This window comes from Vibrio gallicus (assembly GCF_024346875.1).
GTDB lineage: Bacteria > Pseudomonadota > Gammaproteobacteria > Enterobacterales > Vibrionaceae > Vibrio > Vibrio gallicus.
In genome coordinates this window covers 2,281,105-2,301,759 of record NZ_AP024871.1, presented here as the reverse complement: position 1 = coordinate 2,301,759, position 20,655 = coordinate 2,281,105, and the positions used below count along the sequence as shown (strand labels likewise).

General features: G+C 43.6%; 19 protein-coding genes. 13 read left to right on the top strand and 6 right to left on the bottom strand.

The window, feature by feature from the left end; translation table 11 throughout:
• The first annotated feature begins 125 nt into the window (after positions 1 to 125).
• Positions 126 to 629, top strand: coding sequence for a CpxP family protein (locus OCU28_RS10760; RefSeq protein ID WP_261816168.1), 504 nt, complete (start codon positions 126 to 128; stop codon positions 627 to 629).
• A 41-nt stretch (positions 630 to 670) separates the two neighbouring features.
• Here OCU28_RS10760 and OCU28_RS10755 read toward each other — a convergent pair whose 3' ends face one another.
• A complete protein-coding gene (locus tag OCU28_RS10755) occupies positions 671 to 811 on the bottom strand; it encodes a DUF5363 domain-containing protein (protein ID WP_261816167.1) in 141 nt (46 codons plus the stop codon).
• Positions 812 to 901: 90 nt separating this feature from the next.
• On the opposite strand from OCU28_RS10755, the gene fieF reads away from it, so the two are divergent.
• Positions 902 to 1,819 (top strand): CDF family cation-efflux transporter FieF, encoded by a 918-nt coding sequence (gene fieF, locus OCU28_RS10750; protein ID WP_261816166.1) that lies wholly within the window; start codon positions 902 to 904, stop codon positions 1,817 to 1,819.
• Between the two features lie 221 nt (positions 1,820 to 2,040).
• The gene (gene pfkA, locus OCU28_RS10745) at positions 2,041 to 3,003 is read left to right on the top strand and encodes a 6-phosphofructokinase (protein ID WP_261816165.1); all 963 of its coding nucleotides are present in this window, start codon (positions 2,041 to 2,043) and stop codon (positions 3,001 to 3,003) included.
• A 124-nt stretch (positions 3,004 to 3,127) separates the two neighbouring features.
• Here pfkA and tpiA read toward each other — a convergent pair whose 3' ends face one another.
• Complete coding sequence (gene tpiA / locus OCU28_RS10740) at positions 3,128 to 3,898, bottom strand: triose-phosphate isomerase (RefSeq protein WP_261816164.1); 771 nt, start codon at positions 3,896 to 3,898, stop codon at positions 3,128 to 3,130.
• 253 nt (positions 3,899 to 4,151) lie between these two features.
• Between tpiA and OCU28_RS10735 the strand changes: the two genes are divergently transcribed.
• Positions 4,152 to 4,502: a 5-carboxymethyl-2-hydroxymuconate Delta-isomerase gene (locus OCU28_RS10735; RefSeq protein ID WP_261816163.1), complete on the top strand. Its 351-nt coding sequence runs from the start codon at positions 4,152 to 4,154 to the stop codon at positions 4,500 to 4,502.
• Between the two features lie 72 nt (positions 4,503 to 4,574).
• Positions 4,575 to 5,000 carry a DUF805 domain-containing protein gene (locus OCU28_RS10730; RefSeq protein WP_261816162.1) on the top strand — a complete coding sequence of 142 codons (426 nt, stop codon included), beginning with the start codon at positions 4,575 to 4,577 and terminating at the stop codon, positions 4,998 to 5,000.
• Positions 5,001 to 5,082: 82 nt separating this feature from the next.
• Here OCU28_RS10730 and glpX read toward each other — a convergent pair whose 3' ends face one another.
• Positions 5,083 to 6,090, bottom strand: coding sequence for a class II fructose-bisphosphatase (gene glpX / locus OCU28_RS10725; protein ID WP_261816161.1), 1,008 nt, complete (start codon positions 6,088 to 6,090; stop codon positions 5,083 to 5,085).
• Positions 6,091 to 6,427: 337 nt separating this feature from the next.
• On the opposite strand from glpX, the gene zapB reads away from it, so the two are divergent.
• Entirely contained in the window at positions 6,428 to 6,670 is a 243-nt protein-coding gene (gene zapB / locus OCU28_RS10720) for a cell division protein ZapB (RefSeq protein WP_261817483.1), read from the top strand.
• 51 nt (positions 6,671 to 6,721) lie between these two features.
• Here zapB and OCU28_RS10715 read toward each other — a convergent pair whose 3' ends face one another.
• Complete coding sequence (locus OCU28_RS10715) at positions 6,722 to 7,873, bottom strand: murein hydrolase activator EnvC family protein (RefSeq protein ID WP_261816160.1); 1,152 nt, start codon at positions 7,871 to 7,873, stop codon at positions 6,722 to 6,724.
• A gap of 63 nt (positions 7,874 to 7,936) precedes the next feature.
• Positions 7,937 to 9,475, bottom strand: a complete 1,539-nt coding sequence (gpmM, locus tag OCU28_RS10710) for a 2,3-bisphosphoglycerate-independent phosphoglycerate mutase (protein ID WP_261816159.1) — start codon at positions 9,473 to 9,475, stop codon at positions 7,937 to 7,939.
• A gap of 393 nt (positions 9,476 to 9,868) precedes the next feature.
• Between gpmM and OCU28_RS10705 the strand changes: the two genes are divergently transcribed.
• From OCU28_RS10705 to cysE, 4 genes are all read left to right on the top strand, one after another.
• The gene (locus tag OCU28_RS10705) at positions 9,869 to 10,339 is read left to right on the top strand and encodes a rhodanese-like domain-containing protein (RefSeq protein ID WP_261816158.1); all 471 of its coding nucleotides are present in this window, start codon (positions 9,869 to 9,871) and stop codon (positions 10,337 to 10,339) included.
• A gap of 101 nt (positions 10,340 to 10,440) precedes the next feature.
• Positions 10,441 to 10,914 carry a protein-export chaperone SecB gene (gene secB / locus OCU28_RS10700; protein ID WP_261816157.1) on the top strand — a complete coding sequence of 158 codons (474 nt, stop codon included), beginning with the start codon at positions 10,441 to 10,443 and terminating at the stop codon, positions 10,912 to 10,914.
• A gap of 201 nt (positions 10,915 to 11,115) precedes the next feature.
• Complete coding sequence (gpsA, locus tag OCU28_RS10695; RefSeq protein WP_261816156.1) at positions 11,116 to 12,141, top strand: NAD(P)H-dependent glycerol-3-phosphate dehydrogenase; 1,026 nt, start codon at positions 11,116 to 11,118, stop codon at positions 12,139 to 12,141.
• A gap of 28 nt (positions 12,142 to 12,169) precedes the next feature.
• Entirely contained in the window at positions 12,170 to 12,991 is an 822-nt protein-coding gene (cysE, locus tag OCU28_RS10690) for a serine O-acetyltransferase (protein ID WP_261816155.1), read from the top strand.
• A 7-nt stretch (positions 12,992 to 12,998) separates the two neighbouring features.
• On the opposite strand, the gene OCU28_RS10685 is transcribed toward cysE, so the two are convergent.
• On the bottom strand, positions 12,999 to 14,333 hold the full coding sequence (locus OCU28_RS10685; RefSeq protein WP_261816154.1) for an MATE family efflux transporter: 1,335 nt from the start codon (positions 14,331 to 14,333) through the stop codon (positions 12,999 to 13,001).
• A gap of 238 nt (positions 14,334 to 14,571) precedes the next feature.
• Here OCU28_RS10685 and OCU28_RS10680 point away from each other — a divergent pair, with 238 nt between their 5' ends.
• From OCU28_RS10680 to pulA, 3 genes are all read left to right on the top strand, one after another.
• On the top strand, positions 14,572 to 14,862 hold the full coding sequence (locus OCU28_RS10680; RefSeq protein ID WP_261816153.1) for a co-chaperone GroES: 291 nt from the start codon (positions 14,572 to 14,574) through the stop codon (positions 14,860 to 14,862).
• A gap of 50 nt (positions 14,863 to 14,912) precedes the next feature.
• On the top strand, positions 14,913 to 16,559 hold the full coding sequence (groL, locus tag OCU28_RS10675) for a chaperonin GroEL (RefSeq protein WP_261816152.1): 1,647 nt from the start codon (positions 14,913 to 14,915) through the stop codon (positions 16,557 to 16,559).
• 359 nt (positions 16,560 to 16,918) lie between these two features.
• The gene (gene pulA / locus OCU28_RS10670; protein WP_261816151.1) at positions 16,919 to 20,569 is read left to right on the top strand and encodes a pullulanase-type alpha-1,6-glucosidase; all 3,651 of its coding nucleotides are present in this window, start codon (positions 16,919 to 16,921) and stop codon (positions 20,567 to 20,569) included.
• Positions 20,570 to 20,655 lie beyond the last annotated feature (86 nt).

The window sequence follows — 20,655 nt, the reverse complement described above, 5'->3', positions numbered from 1 at the left end:
GCTAATGGATGGCGTGAGGGAGCAAAGAGCGTGTTTCTGAGATCTATAAACACTTTTCTTGGCTTTAATCCTAAATGGTAATGCGCTGTTATGTTGAAAATAAAGATTCAGATAAGGGTAAAATTATGACTATCTCTAAAAAATGGTTGGTTACAGCATTGGTTCTTCCACTGGCTTTTGGCGCAACGAATGTCATGGCTAAGGGCGGAGAAAAAGGTAATAAGGGTGGACACGGTTGCGATGTTGAGATGTCGAAACAAGCTTTCAAGAAGCTTGATCTTACCGATGCCCAAAAAGCCGAGCTTAAGACTATTCGTCAAGATGAGAAGGCATCTAAAATGAACAATGGCTCACAAAAGCGTGAGCAGATGCAGGCATACCGTCAAAAGGAGCGCGATTTGGTGCTAGCGGCTGACTTCAATGAGCAGCAGGCACAAAGTTTAGCTCAAGAAATGGTGGCACAACGTACCGAGCGTCAGGTTGAAAAACTGCGTACTCAGCATCGAATGATGAGCGTGCTTACCGCTGAGCAAAAGCAAAAGCTAACTGAGATGCAAGATAAGCGCATGCAAAAGTGTCAGCAAAAAATGCAAAAGAAAATGGAAAAAAAACAAGCTAACAACGGCTAGCCTTAAGCTTAATAATTATACTTTGTTATAGCACTATCGACTTAGTCGGTAGTGCTGTTTTGTTTTTTAGTTTGGGGATCCGTCCGATAAGGCACGCAGCTGCGTTTTTGTTCAGGAGTAAGCCCCATAGAAACACACCATTTGTCATAGCGTTTAATTAGTTTGCGTAGCCAATTCATCATATCAGGTTTCTCATTTACTGTAGCTTCAAGCCACTTAGGTATATAATCTCATGGAAATTAAGTCTGAAAAGAGCAACAGTTCCAGTAACCATGAAGCCAGAATATAAAAAATTAGTCACCACTGCTGCATGGGCGGCGACTATAGTTGCGAGTTTACTGCTTGTAGTCAAAATCATGGCGTGGTGGAAGACCGGCTCTGTGAGCTTGCTTGCATCTTTGATCGATTCTTTATTAGATATTGCAGCATCAACTGTGAACCTGTTGGTTTTGAGATACGCTTTGCAACCAGCAGACAGTGAACATACGTTTGGGCACGGGAAGGCCGAATCACTAGCCGCTCTCGCGCAAGCTATGTTTATTTCAGGCTCCGCCTTCTTCTTAATACTAAATGGTGTAGATCGCTTCTTTCGGCCAGAAGCCTTAAAGCAACCAGAGATGGGGATCTACGTCAGTTTATTTGCGATAGCCGTGACCTTTGTCTTGGTGCAGTTTCAAAAGTATGTAGTCGCGAAAACAGGTAGTCAGGCTATTGCCGCCGACTCGCTGCACTACCAAAGTGATCTGTATATGAATATGGCTATTTTATTAGCGATAGGACTGAGTATGTATGGTTTAGGCCAAGCCGATGCCGTATTTGCGATAGGCATAGGGGTTTTTATTCTAGTTAGTGCTTTTAAGATGGTTCATACCGCGATTCAGACACTACTAGATAGGCAACTGCCTGAAGAGGAACTACAACAGATTCGGGAAGCAGTGAATGCTGTAGAGGGTGTAGAGGGTGTAGAGGGTATGCATCAATTGAGAACCAGAATGTCTGGACCAACTCGCTTTATACAGCTTCATCTTGAGTTAGATGATCATCTACCTTTAATTGAGGCGCATAGAATCGCAGACATGGTAGAAGATAAACTCGAGGAGTGCTTTCCTGGTAGTGATGTATTTGTACATCAAGACCCAGCGTCATTGCTAAATGATAAAGAGCTACATCAGAAGCAACAACCGTGGTAGCTTTGCTAGTTATAACTATTTTACAGTTGAATTAAACTCAGAATTTAGTCTGATTTTAATATCAATTTAAGAAACAAATGGTATGTATTATTCTTACCAAATTGAATTTTTAGCTGTTGTGAATAAACGATCTATAGGGGAATCGCACCACAGCTATTGAACTTTTGCCATTTTGGCGTTTTAAAATTTCTAATAAATCTATCCCAGAACAGAGGGCTAACATGATTAAAAAAATCGGTGTATTAACTAGTGGGGGAGATGCTCCCGGAATGAACGCTGCAGTACGAGGCGTTGTTCGCACTGCTCTAAGTAAAGGCTTAGAGGTATATGGTGTACATGATGGTTATTTAGGTCTGTATGAAGACCGTATTGAAAAGCTGGGACGTTCAAGTGTTTCAGATGTGATCAATAAAGGTGGTACTTTCTTAGGTTCAGCGAGATTTCCTGAATTTAAAGATGAGGCAGTACGTCAGAAAGCCATTGAGAACTTGAATAAGCACGGCATTGAAGCGCTAGTGGTTATTGGTGGTGATGGCTCATATATGGGTGCTAAGAAACTGACTGAAATGGGCTACCCATGTATCGGTTTACCGGGCACTATCGATAACGATATCGCAGGTACCGATTATACCATCGGCTATCTAACTGCATTAAACACAGTAATTGATGCTATTGACCGCTTACGCGATACATCTTCATCTCACCAGCGTATCTCTATCGTTGAAATTATGGGGCGTCACTGTGGTGATCTTGCTCTAATGTCTGCGATTGCTGGCGGTTGTGAATACATCATTACTCCTGAGCGTAGTTGGAGTAAAGAAGACCTTATTCAAGCGATTGAAGAAGGGATAGAGAAAGGCAAGAAGCATGCAATCATTGCCCTAACTGAGCTTATGTTTGACGCGAATGAACTAGCGAAAGACATCGAGACAGCCACAGGCCGCGAGACTCGCGCTACTGTACTGGGTCATATCCAGCGTGGTGGTCGTCCAACTGCTTTTGACCGAGTATTGGCATCACGCATGGGCAACTATGCGGTACATCTGCTTATGGAAGGTCATGGTGGTCGTTGTGTTGGTATTCAAAAAGAAGAACTAGTACACCACGATATTATTGATGCTATTGAAAATATGCGTCGTCCAGTACGTGATGACCTATACCTAGTTGCAGACGAGCTATTCTAGTTTTTAGCTCATAATTTGTCGCTATCAGACCGTCACTTTTGTGGCGGTTTTTTTATGGGTATAAAAAAGGTCAGCAAAGTGCTGACCTAAAAAAAATTATTGCTCACATAAATAGGCTTAGTGATTAAGCCTTTGCTTGTGCTGCTGCTTTTGCGATTGCTGCAAAGCTTTTCGCGTCAAGAGCTGCGCCACCTACAAGTGCACCATCGATATCTGGTTGTGCAAAGTAAGAAGCTGCATTTTCTGGTTTAACAGAACCACCGTATTGGATGATTAGTTGCTCAGCGATTGCTTGACTTTTCTCTGCAATAAGTGCGCGGATAGAAGCATGAATGCGCTGTGCATCATCAGCTGTTGCTGCTTTGCCAGTACCGATTGCCCAGATAGGTTCGTATGCAACGATAGCGCCTTCAAGTGCTTCAATGCCTAGCGCATCGATTACAGCATTTACTTGGCTAGCAATTACCGCTTCAGTTTCACCAGCTTCGTTTTGAGCATCAGTTTCACCGATACAGAAAACAGGTGTTAGGTCGTTCTCTTTTAGGAAACCAAATTTCTTAGCAATAAATTCGTTAGATTCGTTGTGATATTCACGACGCTCAGAGTGACCAATAATGATGTGAGTTGCACCAAAATCTTTCAGCATTGCTGGAGACATATCACCAGTGAATGCACCTTGGTTATTAATGTCAGTGTTTTGAGCACCTAGAATGATTGCACTACCTTCGTTAGTTAGTGTGCGCTCAGCAAGGTCAATATAAAGTGCTGGTGGAGCAACGGCTACGTCAACGCCTGTTACACCTTCTAGTTCAGCATTAAGACCTGTTAGCAAATCAACAACCATCTCTTTGCTACCGTTTAATTTCCAGTTACCCATAACTACAGGACGACGCATAAAATACTCCCTTCTTAAATTAGTAAAAAATATACGATTTGAATGAAAAAATATAACAGAAACAGAGTATAAACCATGACTTTAATCATGTCGCACAAGCTTAATCTAAAAGCGTAGGACTTGAGTGATCTCGTAGGCAAATTCTTTGGCTGTATATCTCAATATGTAGTGCCTAGTGTATGGTAGAAGAGTGTATACCAAAGTGCCCTTAAACAATATGTTGAGGTTACTTTTGTATACAAAAGGAGATCGTATGCCGAATTTGGTAATGGAATACACACAACCAATAGAAGATAGGCTGAATGTGCAAGGCTTGTTGCAGGACATTCATCAAGTCATGTTAGATAGTGGATTATTTGATGCAGCTTCTATTAAATCAAGAGCTTTACGCTGTCATACCTGGCTCGTTGGAGAGCAAGAAGATGATGCAAACTTTATTCATGTCACTGTTGAGTTATTGAGCGGTCGAACTGAAGAGCAAAAACGCGCCTTATCGCGAGAGCTGATTCAGGTATTGACGCGAAGCTCTGATTGGGTTGAAAGCTTGACGGTTAACGTGCGAGATATGAATCGTGACTGCTTTCAAAAGGTCAGTAATATCTAGATGGTTGAGGGACACCTTTCATATAACCAATCGGTAATATCTCACTGTGTCTAAATTTTATTTGAGGGAAAAATGAATCTTACTCAATTACTGTTTTCTTTCCATGGTCGAGTTGGCCGCAAGCAGTTTTGGATATGGAACCTGTGTTATTACTTTGGGCTAGCACTATTTGGTGGCTTACTTGCAAAGGCTTCTCCAGGAGTTGCCATGTCTGTGATGCCTATTTTACTTGTGGTTTTGCTGATTCCCGATTTAGCTATCACGGCGAAGCGTTGGCATGATCGGAATAAAAGCACTTGGATGCTGGTGCTCAACATCCCGCTCATTATAGGAAGGGCGCTAGTACCTGCCGGAGAGCAAGTAGTTATGACTGATAGTATGCTGGCGCCAATACTCTCGTTTATTGCACTTGCCTGCGGGGCTTGGATCTTCATTGAGTGCGGTTTGTTAAAAGGCAGCGATGGTGAGAATCGCTTTGGTAAGCCGTTTATGTCTTAGTGAAGCCCCTGCTTATGGTTTAACTAAAAAGAGGGTTTCTTATAGCAATATAGAAACCCTCTTTTTATATAATGTAACTTACTTAAATAAGGTGATGAAGTACGTCTTTATCTTTACGATCCAAATAGTGGATTGATTTGATGCGGCGAATAGTTCGACACTTACCACGGATTAGCAGGGTTTCAGTGGTCGCTATATTACCCTGACGCGTAATGCCTTCAAGTAAATCGCCTTTAGTTATCCCAGTCGCAGAGAATACGATATTGTCGCTTTGAGCCATATCGGACATGCTCAGAACTCGGTTTGCTTCAACACCCATCTCTTGGCAGCGAGAAAGCTCTAGCTCACCATGAGTACGGTTTTCAGGGGTATCGCCTTTTACTTCATGACGAGGCAGTAGACGACCATGCATATCGCCATCGAGAGCGCGGATAACTGCTGCTGATACCACACCTTCAGGAGCCCCGCCGATGCAGTACATGGCGTCAACTTCGCTGTCAGGCATACAGGTTAGAATAGAAGCGGCAACATCACCGTCTGGCACGGCAAATACTCGAACACCCATGGCTTGCATCTCTGCAATAACTTGGTCATGGCGAGGTTTAGCTAGGGTTGTGACAGTTAATTGATCGAGGCTTTTACCAAGCGCCTTTGCAATATTCTTTAGGTTCTCTTCAAGAGGCTTGTTGAGGTCGATATGTCCTTTGGCGCCAGGGCCTACAACCAATTTCTCCATATACATATCTGGAGCTTTTAAGAAGCTACCTTTTTCACCTGCGGCAAGAACGGCCAGAGCATTAGATTGACCCATAGCTGTCATTCGAGTGCCTTCAATAGGGTCAACAGCAATATCTACAGCATCACCACCTAAGCCAACATTTTCGCCAATATATAGCATTGGAGCATCATCTATCTCACCTTCACCAATGACGATCTCACCAGCAATATCTGTTTTATTGAGCAAGCAGCGCATAACTTCTACAGCGGCGCCATCAGCGGCATTTTTATCCCCACGGCCAAGCCATTTATAACCGGCTAGGGCTGCCCCTTCTGTTACACGAGAAAATGCCATCGCTAAATCGCGTTTCATATCTACTCCAATGTGGTTAAGGTTAAATTCTATTCGGCGCGATTTTAGCATAGAGAGAAGAAAACGTTTGCGTTGTTGGGGTGAATTTGAGTTCACTAGCAGTGTTTTTAGAATTTGTAGAGCTTTACGGTGTTGTTTGACTTCGTGGATGTCAAAATATGATTAAGATCGCTGTTTTTTTATTCACTTGAACTGAAAATAGAGTTTTAGGTGTGTTTATATACATGGCTGTGAGTAGAATGGAGCGTAAGTTAGATCTAAAACCAAGTAGATAGTATTTTACTCAAGGGTAGATTGGGCTTGGTTATTAAACGATTAAGGAACTAGGTAGGTCATGATGTCTTTAGAAGTATTGGAAAAACTAGAAGCAAAAGTACAGACAGCAGTCGACACAATTACTTTGCTTCAAATGGAAGTTGATGAGCTAAAAGAGCAAAAGCAACAACTAGCAAATGAAGCTGAGCAGCTACGCAATGAGAAAGTGCAATCAGAAGAGCGTGCTCGTCAGGTTCAATCTGAGCACGATCAATGGCAAGAGCGCATTCGCAACATGCTAGGTAAAATGGAAGAAGTGGAATAAACCACAGAATTCTAAAAAAGAGCCGACTATGAAAAGTAGTCGGCTCTTTTTTTATTTCTTCAACCAGCGTTGTGGGTTCTGAGTACGGCTGTTACGCCTTAGCTCAAAGTAAACAGACGCGCGATTTTGACCACCAGTGTCGCCGGCAAGAGCTATGGTTTCTCCTGCGGTAACTTTGTCGCCTTCTTTTTTGGTGAGAACTTGGTTATAGCCATATAAGGTCATATCGCCTTTGCCGTGGTCTATGAGCATAACTAAACCATAACCGCGCAGATAATCAGCAAATACGACTTTGCCCGGATAAACTGCTTTTACTGGTTGTTCATAGTTGGCATTAATAACAATACCTTTCCAGTCTACTTGGCCACTTTGAGTTGAACCATACCGATGCAGAACGCGACCCTTAATTGGCCATGGAAGCTTGCCTCGCTGTTTCGCTAGACCATCCATAGGTACGGAGTTTCGTTTGGCGGCTTTGGCAATTTCTGCTTTTAGACGAGCTTCATTTCGCTTTAACTCATTGAGGTGTGCAGTATCGCCTTTAATGTTGCGTCGAAACTTAGCCACAGTGCCTTTGCGGCTTGATTGTGATTTCTTCAACTTAGCTAGCTGATTTGACTGCTCATTGAGTAGTCCTTTAATTTGCTGTTGCTCAGCAAGCAGTTGTTGGTTTTTCTGTTGAAGTGCTTCGTTTGTCTGCTTAAGCCTTTCAATTGCTTCGGTGCGTTTAATAGCAAGATGTTGATAGTATTGACTCATTCTATCTTTTTCTTGGGCGCTATCTTGGCTTAAAAAGTTATCTAACTTAGCATTGGATTGCATCATGTAATACGCCTTGACCAATTTCTTAAGGTCTTGCGTTTGTTGCTTAGTTTGTCTGACTAGATCGTCGTATTCAGCTTGGAATTTACGAGCATTGCTTTGTGAATACTTTAATGTTGACTGAGTTTGTTTCAGTTTCTTAGTGGCATTTGCTATCGCAAGCTCGTCTGTTTTGAGTTGCTTTTGCAGTTTATCTAGATCTTTTTGTTGTTGAACTAGATTCTTTTGTTGGCGAGTAATTTCACCTGTGACTCCCTTTAGATCTGCGGTGTTTGCTAAGGGCGCAGTACTATAGAGTAGTGAGGTGGCTAGTAACAACAAAACGCCAGTGCTTTTGACACTGACGTTTGACTTATATTTACGCGTAGGTTTTGGAGTCATCCTAAATCTTGCACTTTGCTGATGTCGCTACGCAATGGCGTAGCGACTGATTGAGTGCGAAGATTATTTCAGATTTACTATGATCTGACCAGACATCTCGGCAGGGATTTCCATATCCGATAGAGATAACATGGTTGGAGCTAGGTCAGAAAGCTTACCATCAGCCTTAAACTCTAGCTCTTTGTTACCGACATAGATAAGTGGAACAGGAAGATTAGTGTGTGCTGTGTGGATGCCACCTGTTTCAGGGTTCACCATCATTTCTGCGTTACCGTGGTCAGCTGTGATCAGCATTTGACCGTCAACTTCGTTGATTGCATCAACAACGCGACCTAGACACTCGTCTAGTGCTTCGCTTGCTTTAACTGCTGCATCGTATACGCCAGTGTGACCAACCATGTCACAGTTAGGGTAGTTACAAACGATAGCGTCGTATTTACCAGACTTGATAGCAGCAACTAGCTTGTCAGTCAGTTCAGGTGCGCTCATTTCAGGTTGTAGGTCGTAAGTGGCTACTTTAGGAGAAGCCACTAGTTGACGCTCTTCACCAGCAAACTCGCTTTCAATACCGCCATTGAAGAAGAAAGTCACGTGTGCGTATTTCTCAGTTTCAGAGATACGTAGCTGAGTCTTACCTGCTTTAGATAGCCACTCACCGTACGTGTTCTCTAGAGACGCTGGTGGGAATGCGCAAAGTAGAGGGATGTCAGCTGCGTATTGCGTCAGCATAACAAAGTCTACAGATGGGAATACGTTACGAGCAAAGCCGTCAAAATCAGGCACGAAGCTACGAGTGATTTCGCGAGCACGGTCAGCACGGTAGTTCATGAAGATAACTGCATCGCCATCAACGATCGCTGCTGATTCTTCAGAATCAGTTTTAAGCTCGGTTGGTTTAACGAACTCATCGTTTTCGTCACGAGCGTAAGCCGCTTCTAGACCTGCTACAGCGCTGTCAAAAGTGAATTCTGACTTAGCTTCGGTTAGCAAATCGTAAGCTTGTTGAACGCGATCCCAGTTGTTATCACGGTCCATTGCGTAGTAGCGACCTACTAGAGAGGCTACGCGGCCTTTACCAAGTTTAGCGAACAGCTCTTGGAAACGTTGCAGAGAACCTTCAGCAGAGCGAGGTGGAGTATCGCGTCCGTCTAGGAAACAGTGCAGGTAGATTTTTTCTGCGCCGCGCTCAGCTGCCATTTCTATAGCTGCGTAGATATGGTCTTCGTGGCTGTGAACGCCACCTGGAGACATAAGGCCCATGATGTGAACGGCGTTACCAGACTTGATAGCCTTGTCCATTGCGTTAGCAAGCGTTTCGTTTTGTTGGAATTCTTTGTCTGCAATAGACTTAGTGATACGAGTCAGGTCTTGATATACAACGCGACCAGCACCGATGTTGGTGTGACCCACTTCAGAGTTACCCATTTGACCGTCAGGTAGACCAACATCCATGCCCGAAGCAGAGATTAGAGTATTCGGTTGATTGGCAATTAGACCATCAAGAACTGGAGTTTTTGCATTTGCAATAGCGTTATCTTGGTTATCTTCGCGGTATCCGTAACCGTCTAGAATCACTAGAGCCATAGGCTTCTTAGCTGACATATGTTGACCTCTATTAGAAAATTTAAGTAAGTAATTGATGCATCAGTTTCTCGAACAATGCGAGAGTGAGCGTAATTTGTTTGTTCAGCTTTTTATAAAGTGAAACGTTAGCGTAATTTTACTACAGAAAATCTGATATGCGATGAGGGATGGATAATATAGTTTGATCTCGATCACACTTTTGGTTTGGTTGTGCTGGATTTGCAAACCCATTAGAAACTTAGTTTCAAAAGTATTACCAACTTCAATAATGAGGGCTTACTTCCTATCCTAGACGTGATCTGGGTTCTCTTTTATTAGAGTATCCGCGGTCGTATCTTGTCACACCCTAGACAGGTAGTGGTATACTGCCCGCTAAATTTGTCACTTTATTGAATAAAAGAGTATCGATAGATGCAAGAAATTTTCGAGTTTGCACAGCAGAACCTGATTCTGACTGTTATTTGGGTAGGTCTAATCGTGACCTTAGTAATGAATGTCGTGAAATCTACTACTGCGGGTTATAAAGAAATTGATACTCAACAAGTGACCACATTTATCAACCGTGAAAATGGTGTTGTGGTTGATATCCGTGCTAAGGATGAGTTTAAGAAAGGCCATATTACTGACTCAGTTCACATTTTGCCTTCAGAGATTAAAAACGGAACATTTGGTGAGCTTGAAAACCGTAAAAGTGACCCAATAATCGTAGTATGTAAGACAGGTCAAACTTCAGTAGAAAGTGCAAACTTGCTTGCGAAGGCTGGCTTTGAACAAGTGTTTATTCTGAAAAATGGTTTAAGTTCTTGGGCTGATGCGAGTCTACCTTTAGTTCGAGTTAAAAAAGAACCACGTAAAAAGAAGCAAGCAAAAGCAACTAATTAGGAGTTGAGGTTTATATCAAGAAATTGCGAGTTAGGTCTTTATTACCGCTCGCAATAAACATATAAACGTCAACATCAGTAAGAAATATTAAGGAAATAACAATGTCAGACGCAGCAGCGACTCAACAACCACAACAAAACTTTGCAATTCAACGTATCTTTCTAAAAGATCTTTCTTTTGAAGCGCCAAACTCACCTGTAATGTTCCAAAAAGAGTGGAACCCAGATGTTAACCTAGATCTAGACACTAAAAGTGCAGAGCTAGGTGAAGGCGTATACGAAGTTGTTCTTCGTCTAACTGTGACAGTGAAAAACGCTGAAGAAACGGCTTTCCTATGTGAAATCCAACAAGGTGGTATCTTCACTGCTGAAGATATGGAAGCAGGTCAATTGGCGCATTGCCTAGGTGCATTCTGCCCGAACATCCTATTCCCATACGCTCGTGAAACTATCTCTAACCTAGTGATTAAAGGTACGTTCCCACAACTGAACCTAGCACCAGTAAACTTTGATGCATTGTTCATGAACTACCTACAAAGCCAACAGCAACAAGAGCAAGCTCAAGCTGACGCTTAATCATTAATTCATTCTGAATTAATTGCGAAAAATGCACGTCGGGTCAGTATCACTGACAAGGGGTGCATTTTTTATTTATAGCTTAGGGTATATACGTAAGTATCCTTATTTGATGAGCTTAGTGCTCATTCAATATACTGCATCTAGAGACCACTTACGTATATACTCTCGTGCAATCCAATCAAGCAAATGGAATTAACTATGGCTGAAATTACTACCGAATTTTCTGATGTATCAATGACGGTAATCGGCGCAGGCTCTTATGGTACCTCTCTGGCAATCTCTTTAGCTCGAAATGGCGCGAAAGTCGCTATGTGGGGACATGAACCTGAGCACATGCAGCAGCTTGAGCAAGATCGCGAGAATAAGGCTTTTTTACCTGATATTTCTTTTCCTGACTCCTTGATTGTTGAGTCTGACCTTGCAGCAGCAGTCGCGGCGAGTCGTGATATCTTGGTTGTAGTGCCTAGTCATGTATTTGGCCTTGTGCTTAATAGCTTGAAGCCACACCTTACTCCTGAACATAGAATCTGTTGGGCTACCAAAGGGTTAGAACCAGAAACAGGTCGACTACTTAAAGATGTCGCAACCGACGTATTAGGTGATCAGTACCCATTGGCGGTATTGTCTGGACCTACTTTTGCCAAAGAGTTAGCAATGGGATTGCCGACTGCAATTTCCGTTGCATCATCAACTCCTGAGTTTGCAAATGAACTGCAAGAGAAGATCCATTGCAGCAAATCATTCCGCGTTTATGCCAATGATGACTTTATTGGTATGCAGCTTGGGGGTGCGGTCAAAAATGTTATTGCTATTGGTGCTGGTATGTCCGATGGCATTGGCTTTGGAGCGAATGCGCGTACTGCACTAATTACGCGAGGCCTTGCTGAGATGACGCGTTTAGGGGCCGCTTTGGGAGCAAAACCAGAAACCTTTATGGGAATGGCAGGGCTGGGCGATCTGGTCTTAACTTGTACCGATAACCAATCTCGTAACCGTCGCTTTGGTTTGGCTCTGGGTAAAGGGCAGGACGTAGATACCGCTCAACAAGAAATTGGTCAAGTTGTTGAAGGGTATAGAAACACCAAAGAGGTATGGATGCTGGCCAACCGCCAAGGGGTTGAAATGCCAATAGTAGACCAAATATACCAAGTTCTTTACCAAGACAAAGATGCTCGTATGGCAGCGCAAGACCTGCTGGCGAGAGACAAAAAAGCAGAACGCTAATCCACAGGGTTGTATAGGAACCATATTGATGAATAGATGTAAACCGAAGCAAATTTGGGATTGCATAATTGCCGAAGCTCGCCAACAGGCTGAACAAGAGCCTATGCTGGCGAGCTTCTACCATGCAACTATTATCAATCATGATAGCTTCGCGGCTGCATTGAGTTATATCTTGGCAAATAAACTGCGCACAGCTTCCATGTCTGCCATGGGAGTGCGTGATGTTATCGAAGAGGCACTAGCTGCCGACCCTGAGATTACCAATTCAGCAGCGTTTGATATCTTTGCTACGGTCAATCGAGACCCAGCGGTTTCAATGTATTCAGCGCCACTACTTTACCTTAAGGGCTATCATGCTCTGCAAGGTCATCGTATTGCAAATTGGTTGTGGAAGCAGGGCCGTGTTGCATTGGCAACCTACTTACAAAATCAAATCTCAGTTACCTGTCAGGTTGATATCCATCCAGCCGCTCAGATAGGCAAGGGCATCATGCTTGACCATGCTACGGGGATTGTTATCGGTGAGACTGCCATTGTTGAAGATGATGTGTCCATCTTACAAGATGTTACCTTAGGTGGTACGGGTAAAGAATCCGGCGACCGCCATCCTAAAATTAGGGAAGGGGTAATGATTGGAGCTGGAGCTAAGATCCTTGGTAATATTGAGGTAGGTGAAGGCGCCAAGATCGGTTCTTGCTCGGTAGTGCTACAAGCCGTTCCGGCACATACTACAGTGGCGGGTGTTCCGGCAAAGGTAGTAGGTAGACCTAAGTCAGACAAGCCAGCTGAAGATATGGATCAGCAATTCAACGGTAGGTCTCAAAACTTTATCGATGGAGCTGGTATTTAGCTACGGCTTAGCTGAACTGCTTCTTTTTGAGCTGGAGGGCATACCCATAGCCGGTTACTCCAGCCAAAATATTGCCTATCCCTATTCCAATGAATAATCCCTGTTCACCGTAATAAGTAGCACCTATCCAAGCACATGGAAGGGTAAATACAAATAAGCGCATACCACTCCACAAGAAAGCCTGTGCCGGCTTATGCATGGCATTTAAAGTGCTCACCAACACCATAATTACCCCTTGAAAACCATAGCTAAATGGCACGCACATTAGGTACAACCATAGCAGCTGTTCTACTTCATTATCTTGGCTAAATAGGCTGGCAATGGCGGTACTAAGGGGCACCATCATTATAAATATAAGAAACTGAAAAAGAATCGAGAAGCGCAGACATAGGAACAGAGCATCCATGCATCGCTTGATGTTTTTTGCGCCCAGATTTTGGGCGATAAACGGGGTCAGCGCTGATGTAAGTGCCATCAGTACAATCAGTAATATTGACTCTACTCGCTGCGCTGCGCCGTAGGCGGCAACCGCAAATACGCCCTGTGCAGAAACTAACTTCATCAAGATTGCATTCGACAGAGGAACCAAAGAGTTGGCAACTGCGGCAGGAAGCGAGATATGTAAGATTTTTTTCCAATCTTGGAGCAGGGTATTCAATATCGGCCATTTGAGGAGCTTTTCACGCTGGGTCAATATCGTTAGAGACCAAATGAGTGCCGCTCCCCAGCTAATTGCACTTGCAATGGCTGCGCCTTGAATGCCGAGTCTCGGCGCTCCTAGGTAACCAAAGATTAAAATAGGGTCTAAGATGGCGTTGACTAGCGCAGCAAACATCATGATTTGAGATGGCGTTTTGGTATCGCCACTGGCTCGAATTGCGGAGTTTCCGGCCATAGGGATGGTCAGCAGTGGAATGGCAAAAAACCAAATATACATATACTGCTTTATCAGAGGTAGCAGGTCTGAGGGGGCACCAAGGGCTTGAAATATTGGCTCGATGAAATAGATGCCAAGTCCAGACATTACCACCACTAAGATCACAGCCAGCAAGATTCCATGACTGGAAAAACGTGCTGCGCTTTGGTTGTCACCTTGGCCTAAGAAGCGTCCTACAAAGGTTGAGATTCCTAAGCCAACGCCCATGGTTAAACTATTTAAACCAAAGGTTACAGGAAAGGTAAAGCTGATCGCAGCTAACGGTTCTGTACCAAGTAGTGAGATAAAAAATGCATCGACTAGGTTCATGAGCAAGATAGCGATAATGCCCAACACCATTGGCAAAGTCATTCTTCGCAATACATCGCCAATAGGGTCGGTTAATAGACCGTGTTTATCTTGCATATAAGTGGGTACTGGGTGTTAATTGTGCCTCTAGCATAACCATTTCATATCCCGTGAGCCACAATTGCGCCTTTATTTGATGATTGCTTATAAGAATCAATCTGATTAAGTGCACAAAATTTGTAAATTTGTTGGCTTTTCCCCTTGGGTTTACATGGTTTACCCCCATCATAGTTAGCACTAGCCAAAAGTTGGCAAACCTCACTTATCAAAAAAGTTAATTTAGGAGAATCAATCGATGAACATTCGTCCATTACACGACCGAGTTATCGTTGAGCGTCAAGAAGTTGAATCAAAATCTGCTGGCGGCATCGTACTTACTGGTTCTGCTGCAGAAAAATCTACTCGCGGCGTCGTAGTTGCAGTTGGTAAAGGTCGTATCCTTGAAAACGGTACGGTACAACCTCTAGACGTTAAAGTTGGCGATACTGTGATTTTTTCTGAAGGCTACGGTACTAAGACTGAAAAGATCGACGGCAAAGAAGTTCTTATCATGTCTGAAAATGACATCATGGCAATTGTTGAATAATCGATTCTGAATCAACAACTAAAAAATAGAATTTAGAAAGGAATATAAAAATGGCTGCTAAAGACGTTAAATTTGGTAACGACGCACGAATCAAAATGCTAGAAGGTGTCAACGTTCTAGCTGACGCAGTAAAAGTTACGCTAGGTCCTAAAGGCCGTAACGTAGTTCTAGACAAATCTTTTGGTGCACCAACTATCACTAAAGATGGTGTATCTGTTGCTCGTGAAATTGAACTTGAAGACAAGTTCCAAAACATGGGCGCGCAAATGGTTAAAGAAGTAGCATCTCAAGCAAACGATGCTGCGGGTGACGGTACAACTACTGCAACAGTACTGGCTCAATCTATCATCACTGAAGGCCTTAAGGCTGTCGCTGCTGGTATGAACCCAATGGATCTTAAGCGTGGTATCGACAAAGCAGTGATTGCTGCAGTTGAAGAGCTTAAGAACCTATCTCAACCTTGTGCTGATACTAAAGCTATCGCTCAGGTAGGTACTATCTCTGCAAACTCTGATGTGACTGTAGGCAACATCATTGCTGAAGCGATGGAAAAAGTAGGCCGTGATGGTGTTATCACTGTTGAAGAAGGTCAGGCTCTTCAAGACGAGCTAGACGTAGTTGAAGGTATGCAGTTCGATCGCGGTTACCTATCTCCTTACTTCGTTAACAATCAAGAAGCAGGTAGCGTAGACCTAGAAAGCCCATTTATTCTTCTTATCGATAAGAAAGTATCAAACATTCGTGAGCTACTTCCAACACTAGAAGCAGTTGCTAAGGCATCTCGTCCGCTACTTATCATTGCTGAAGATGTTGAAGGTGAAGCGCTTGCAACACTTGTTGTAAACAACATGCGTGGCATCGTTAAAGTAGCAGCAGTTAAGGCGCCTGGTTTTGGTGACCGTCGTAAAGCTATGCTTCAAGACATCGCTATCCTAACTGGCGGCACTGTGATTTCTGAAGAAATCGGCCTAGACCTAGAGAAAGTAACCCTAGAAGACCTTGGTCAAGCTAAGCGCGTTACTATCACTAAAGAAAACTCAACCATTATCGATGGTGCTGGTGATGAAGCTGCTATCAACGCTCGCGTTGGTCAAATTCGTCAACAAGTTGAAGATGCAACTTCTGACTACGATAAAGAAAAACTTCAAGAGCGCGTTGCTAAGTTAGCAGGCGGTGTTGCAGTAATCAAAGTTGGCGCTGCAACTGAAGTTGAGATGAAAGAGAAGAAAGACCGCGTTGAAGATGCACTGCATGCAACTCGCGCAGCGGTTGAAGAAGGCGTTGTAGCAGGCGGCGGTGTAGCACTTATCCGCGCAGCATCTCAGCTAACTGAGCTTACTGGTGACAACGAAGAGCAGAACGTAGGTATCCGCGTTGCTCTACGTGCGATGGAATCTCCAATTCGTCAGATCACTAAGAACGCAGGTGACGAAGATTCTGTAGTGGCGAACAACGTTAAAGCGGGCGAAGGTAGCTACGGCTACAACGCAGCTACTGGCGAATACGGCGATATGCTAGCGATGGGTATTCTTGATCCAACTAAAGTAACGCGTAGCGCACTTCAGTTTGCTGCATCTGTAGCAGGTCTTATGATCACTACAGAAGCTATGGTAACGGATAAGCCACAAGGCGACGCTCCTGCAATGCCTGATATGGGCGGTATGGGTGGCATGGGCGGTATGCCTGGCATGATGTAAGCCATACTTGGTTTATAAATTCTATAAACGAGAGCCTAGTGCTCTCGTTTTTTTTTGCTCGTAATATGCTTTATTTAAGTCACCAATTACGGGGCGATAAAACAGGTAGTAAAAGGCGGATACACGAAGGCGTATTTTGCTTTTTGAGGGCGTAGCGACTCAGCGTACAGATGTTGATAGCAGCGATGATCTGTATGCCTGCAATCTGTGATGATGTTGGTGGTATTTTATATCTGATTGTTTTTAAAGGTTATTTTTGGCTGCAATCACATTATGTAGCGGAAGCTCCTGACTAAGATATTGAACACTCAAGATACGCTGAACTTGAGATCTTGATTAAAACTTAGTAAGGGTAATTAATGAAATTTAGTGTGAGCACATTAGCTAAAGCTACCATGCCGATGTTAGTTGCTGCGATTTTAGCAGGTTGTGGTGGGGACTCGACCACAGATAATAAACCGAATGTACCTAGTGAAACTCCAGGTAATGAAGCTCTGCATCCAGTAAAGCCGGATGAGGTTGTGATCTATTACAAGCGTGATGGGGCATCAGCTGAAGATTATGCAGGCTGGGGGTTACACCTATGGAACGGAGAAGGGTGTACTAGTACTGATTTAGAGCGAATGAATATTGCCGCAACTGGAACCAGTTGGGATGCGCCTTATCCTGCTACCGGTTTTAACCAAACCTACGGTGCATACTACGTGTTAAAGATTGATACGCTAGCTTCAGACCCGCATAAGTGTATGAACTTTATTCTGCATAATGGGGATGAAAAGGGATTTGGGAGTGCGAATCATAAGGTTCAGCTGAATCAGCTTGGTGAGACTCGCAGTTTATTTGGTTTCCATGGCAGCAGTGAGATCTACTATGAGCCTGTTGCAGAACGACCGATAGCTATTGATGGGCAGAAAGCTCACTGGTTAGATAAACAAACTATCGCGTGGGAGGCTGCTTCCAGTGCCGATAAAATCGTTCTTCGTTATTCACCAAGCAATAAAATTAAGCTGGATGCAGCATCAAAATCTATTACAGGTGGAACGGCTATTGAGTTGGAGGTTGAGGGTGATTTAAGCCAAGAGCTTAAGGCTCATTTTCCGCACTTAGCGGGCTTTACTGGAATTAATATTGATGTTGATGATGAGACGTTAAGACAAATATTAAAGAGCCAGATCGTATTGGCGGCATATAACGCTGACAATGAACTTATGAGCTCAACTGAAATACAGAAATCTGGGGTTCTCGATGATGTGTTTGCAAATGAGAGTGCCGGCAATGCAATCTCTCAAGAGCTTGGGGCAATTGTTGACGGCTCGAGTACTAACTTTAAGTTGTGGGCACCAACTGCTCAAAACGTAACCCTTTACATCTACACCCCACAGAAGAAGCAGACTAAAAAGGTTCCAATGGTTGAGAATCCGCACAATGGCGTGTGGGAATCTGATGATGTTCAAGGTGCCGTGGATAAGTTTTACCGCTACGAGATCACTGTATACCATCCAACCACAAAACGACTCGAAACTGTAATGGTCACCGACCCTTACTCATTGAGTGTTTCAGCTAACTCCGCATATTCTCAGGTTGTTGACTTAGAAGATGATAAACATCTTAAACCTGAAAATTGGGACGATTATGAAAGACCTGAAACTCCAACCGGGGATGATGGTGAATATCTCGATGAGTATCATATTTTATATGAATCTCAACTAAGAGATTTTAGTTTCAGTGACGCTATGGGAGACCCTTCTAATAATGGTAAATACCTCGCACTCACCGAACAGCAGCGCGAATCTGTTAGCCACCTTAAACAGCTTCAGGAAGCAGGATTAAATACTCTTCATATTCTGCCTGCGTTTGATATTGCAACGGTAAATGAAGCGCACACGATAGATATTGATGACACTGTTGGCGAGTTGTGTGAGGTAAGACCAACGGCTAGCGTATGTGGCAATCAAGATAGCAATGCAACCATAGAAAGTGTGTTGCAAAGCTATGACCCTGCAACCAAAGATGCACAATCTTTGATGAATGACCTGCGAGACTTAGATAGCTTTAACTGGGGCTATGACCCATTCCACTATACGGTACCAGAGGGCAGTTATGCGACCAATGCAGAAGGCTCAACCCGTATCAAAGAATTTAGGGAAATGGTAAAGGCAACCCATGATATGGGCCTTAAGCTAATTATGGATGTGGTATACAACCATACCAATGCTTCTGGTACCAATGACAAGTCTGTATTAGATAAGATTGTCCCTGGATATTATCATCGATTGAATATCACTACTGGTGGGGTAGAGACCTCAACTTGTTGTGATAACACAGCCACAGAGAATCTGATGATGGGTAAGCTGATGGTGGACTCTTTGGTTACGTGGGCTAAAGAATATAACGTGGATGGATTCCGCTTTGATCTTATGGCTCATCAACCTAAAAACTTGATGGTTGAGGCGCTAGAAGAAGTACGTAAGGTGCGTCCTGACATCTTGTTCTACGGTGAGGGCTGGGACTTTGGTGAGGTAGCGAATAACGCACGTTTTGAGCAGGCAAATCAAATTAATATGGCTGGTACGGGTATTGGTACTTTTTCTGACCGATTACGTGATGCTATGCGTGGCGGCAGTCCATTTGATGGAGACCATACTGGGTTGCGTAAGAATCAAGGATTTGCCAATGCTGCGTACCCAAATGAGCGTCGAGATATGAGCCAACAAGAGCTTGATAACATGCTTCACAATCAAGACCTTGTACGCTTAGGAATGGCAGGTAATTTGGCTGACTATGTTTTAGTTGATTACACCGGAGCGACCAAAGATGGTAAAAGCATCGACTATAATGGCGCCCCTGCAGGTTACACCAAAGCACCATCAGAAAATATCTCTTACGTATCTAAACATGACAACCAAACCCTATGGGATAACAATGCCTATAAAGCCGCTACTGGAGTGGAGCCGGCCGAGCGTGCTCGCATGCAGACAGTGGCGTTATCTACTGTGATGACAGGGCAAGGTATTCCATTCATTCACATGGGTTCGGAATTGTTGCGTTCCAAATCAATGCAGCGAGACTCTTATGACTCTGGCGATTGGTTTAACCGAGTCCGTTTTGATGGCAGCGATAACAATTGGAATGTGGGTTTACCACGTGAAGATAAAGATGGTGCCAACTATGAACTGATCGGTCAGATTATTGCCGACCCTACTCTAGAGGTAGATGAGTCGAATATAGAGCTGGCTAAGCAGCAATTCATAGAGCTTCTTAAGATGCGCACTGGAAGTCCATTGTTCATGCTACAAACCGCTCAAGATGTGGAAAACCGTGTTGATTTCCGTAACGTTGGACAAGGCCAAACCTATGGCTTGGTCGTGATGTCGATAGACGATGGGGTGAGCGCTGGCGCAGACCTTGATCCAAACTACGATGCAATCGTAGTCGTGGTGAATGCGACCTCTGAAATGCAAAGCTTTACTGTTGATGGGGCGCAAAACTTTGAGCTTCATTCAGTACAGCAGAGTTCGGCTGATGACATTGTTAAGCAATCAACCTTTAGTTCTTCAACCTTTAATGTTCCGGCACTGACTACCGCAGTGTTTGTGCAGCCTCAACTAGGGACTCAAGGTGCAGGTCTACCTGTTGATTGGAGCAATAAAGACTCATCTAATCAGCCTCCTTATGGTGATACAACGGTTTTCGTAAAAGGGGATATGAATGGTTGGAGTGATGATCCAAACTTTGCAATGAGTTTTGTTGGTAATGGAAATTATCAGTTACAAGCACAACTAGAAGCGGGTGAGTATGGCTTTAAATTTGCAGATGCGAGCTGGTCACAGCCAAATATCGGCTGTGACTGGGCTGAGCAAGGCAGTGACTCTTTACCGCTAGGTAGTGATGGAAATTGTGTCATCAATATTAGCGATAGTGGTCTTTATCAATTTACGCTAAATGCGGCATATGTATTGCCTGGTGATGGACCTGCTGCACCTGTGGTATCAGTAACAAGAGTCGAATAACGCTCTCCTAGGTAACTGTATAATTATATCCGCCTTGTATAGGCGGATTTTTTTATGCCTAGAGTCGTGGCACAATGAGAAAAAAT

Coding starts and splice junctions, on each gene's coding strand:
- OCU28_RS10760 (WP_261816168.1), top strand. CDS start 126: ATGACTATCTCTAAAAAATGGTTGGTTACAGCATTGGTTCTTCCACTG.
- OCU28_RS10755 (WP_261816167.1), bottom strand. CDS start 811: ATGATGAATTGGCTACGCAAACTAATTAAACGCTATGACAAATGGTGT.
- fieF (WP_261816166.1), top strand. CDS start 902: ATGAAGCCAGAATATAAAAAATTAGTCACCACTGCTGCATGGGCGGCG.
- pfkA (WP_261816165.1), top strand. CDS start 2,041: ATGATTAAAAAAATCGGTGTATTAACTAGTGGGGGAGATGCTCCCGGA.
- tpiA (WP_261816164.1), bottom strand. CDS start 3,898: ATGCGTCGTCCTGTAGTTATGGGTAACTGGAAATTAAACGGTAGCAAA.
- OCU28_RS10735 (WP_261816163.1), top strand. CDS start 4,152: ATGCCGAATTTGGTAATGGAATACACACAACCAATAGAAGATAGGCTG.
- OCU28_RS10730 (WP_261816162.1), top strand. CDS start 4,575: ATGAATCTTACTCAATTACTGTTTTCTTTCCATGGTCGAGTTGGCCGC.
- glpX (WP_261816161.1), bottom strand. CDS start 6,090: ATGAAACGCGATTTAGCGATGGCATTTTCTCGTGTAACAGAAGGGGCA.
- zapB (WP_261817483.1), top strand. CDS start 6,428: ATGTCTTTAGAAGTATTGGAAAAACTAGAAGCAAAAGTACAGACAGCA.
- OCU28_RS10715 (WP_261816160.1), bottom strand. CDS start 7,873: ATGACTCCAAAACCTACGCGTAAATATAAGTCAAACGTCAGTGTCAAA.
- gpmM (WP_261816159.1), bottom strand. CDS start 9,475: ATGTCAGCTAAGAAGCCTATGGCTCTAGTGATTCTAGACGGTTACGGA.
- OCU28_RS10705 (WP_261816158.1), top strand. CDS start 9,869: ATGCAAGAAATTTTCGAGTTTGCACAGCAGAACCTGATTCTGACTGTT.
- secB (WP_261816157.1), top strand. CDS start 10,441: ATGTCAGACGCAGCAGCGACTCAACAACCACAACAAAACTTTGCAATT.
- gpsA (WP_261816156.1), top strand. CDS start 11,116: ATGGCTGAAATTACTACCGAATTTTCTGATGTATCAATGACGGTAATC.
- cysE (WP_261816155.1), top strand. CDS start 12,170: ATGAATAGATGTAAACCGAAGCAAATTTGGGATTGCATAATTGCCGAA.
- OCU28_RS10685 (WP_261816154.1), bottom strand. CDS start 14,333: ATGCAAGATAAACACGGTCTATTAACCGACCCTATTGGCGATGTATTG.
- OCU28_RS10680 (WP_261816153.1), top strand. CDS start 14,572: ATGAACATTCGTCCATTACACGACCGAGTTATCGTTGAGCGTCAAGAA.
- groL (WP_261816152.1), top strand. CDS start 14,913: ATGGCTGCTAAAGACGTTAAATTTGGTAACGACGCACGAATCAAAATG.
- pulA (WP_261816151.1), top strand. CDS start 16,919: ATGAAATTTAGTGTGAGCACATTAGCTAAAGCTACCATGCCGATGTTA.